This is a genomic window from Streptomyces sp. NPDC045701, assembly GCF_056432045.1.
Window position 1 is genome coordinate 1 of sequence record NZ_JBWKJV010000201.1, and the last position, 1,581, is coordinate 1,581.

Below are 1,581 nucleotides of genomic sequence, written 5' to 3' on the forward strand. Positions count from 1 at the left end.
GGTACAATCGCAAACGCCTTCACTCGGCAATCGGCTATCGTCCCCCTATTGAAATCCATGCCGAATTTCAGAAGTTGGGACTCGCTGCATGAAATAATCTGCCAGACCCTGTCCGAAAAACGCGAGGCCCCTCACCCGCCGCTACTGGTTCAGGATCAGGAACTCAGTGACTGACGCCCTGGATCAGGCGAACGCCGAGGATCAGCACTCACGTCAGGGCAGACCTGAGCGAACAGGCGTGGACCCTCGAAAATTCCTGCGCGGCTACGCAATATTTCCTCCGCCCCCACACGACGCCAGCCATGCAGTCCGGGCTTGCGGCCTGCCCCCGCTCCCAGGTGGACTTAACCCCAAGCAGCAGCTATAGCTCGACCAGGTCGAGCGATGGTTTGCCCTGCTGACCACCAGACAATTGGGGAACTGCTGCCTCACCGACGCGTCTGCCTTGCCAGCCGCAAGCACGCCACGGCAGAAAAAAGAGCGCAGCCCCAAAGCCACGGCCAGGTGATCGCATTGATACCCGTCTTGGCAAGATTTCCCGGTGATGGCGAGGCGGTAACAGGCGACGGCAGTGGCAGGGGTGTGCCACCAGCAGCAGGACACCCCCTAGCCAACGCAATCAACGCCTCCCGTTCGGCAGCGTCCACGCTCAGCGAGTAACCCTGCTTCACGGCAGTCCACTGCCGCACGTACTCACAGCGCCGATCAGTAGCGGCTGGAGTCCATTCGGCGGGGTCTTGGTCGCTCTTCTGTTGGTTCAGGGACGTCGTTACCGCATTGAGGACACTCGGCTCAGATGTGTCATTCGCGAACTGCTGCCGCCTTCCCGAGTCCCAAGCGTTAGCGCCTGATGCCCACGCCTCAGCCAGTGCGACCGTATGATCCACCTCGACTTGAGAAGCATCTGTATGCGTGACGCCATCCCACGGTGAAACCCATTCGCCAGCGGCAACCCGTCCAGAGGCATCCTTGTTAACAGGTCGGAGACTCTCCTGCTCAAGTACCGTGGGCCTGGTGCGGTCACTGTCGTAGGCGAAAGCTTCCCGCATGTACCCCTGCGGCGCTTCCGCAGCGACGGATAGCCGCTCCACCGCCGCGACCAGCTCATCGTCAGCTACCGCTGGCCCTGCGTTTGCAAGGGCCAGCGCTCCACAGCCCGCCAGTAGGACTACTGCCCGCCAGTGCCACATGCAGCAGATAATTTCCCAACCCCGCCGTTTAGGCACCCACTGTGGGCTACTCGGGTAACCGATCGCTCACCCCAAGGGTGCCCGAATGGCGCCATGGCCCCAACCCTGTACTCCGGGCCACCTACGAGACGTCAGCGCGACAAGCTCCATGCCGGGTTGCGCTACAAGGTGACCACCAGGGCGCTAATCCGTACGGCGCACGCCGCTGAAGAGGCCTTCCGTCGCCCCCGTGACCTTCGGCGACCGAATGAGGGAGGGAATATCGGTCACAAATCCGCTCTGCCTGAAGGAGAGTGGAGCAATTGTCAAGAGTTGTGGATCAGCTGAGGTGGTTCATGCCGCGGGGGTCTCGTTCTGATCGACGAGGTGACCGTTCTCGAAGCGGTTGCCG

At 61.7% G+C, this 1,581-nt stretch carries 1 protein-coding gene; it reads right to left on the bottom strand.

Annotated features, from left to right (window positions below):
* Positions 1 to 428 precede the first annotated feature (428 nt).
* Positions 429 to 1,190 (bottom strand): GmrSD restriction endonuclease domain-containing protein, encoded by a 762-nt coding sequence (locus AC07DW_RS34440; protein ID WP_478861523.1) that lies wholly within the window; start codon positions 1,188 to 1,190, stop codon positions 429 to 431.
* Positions 1,191 to 1,581: the final 391 nt, after the last annotated feature.

Coding starts and splice junctions, on each gene's coding strand:
- AC07DW_RS34440 (WP_478861523.1), bottom strand. CDS start 1,190: ATGTGGCACTGGCGGGCAGTAGTCCTACTGGCGGGCTGTGGAGCGCTG.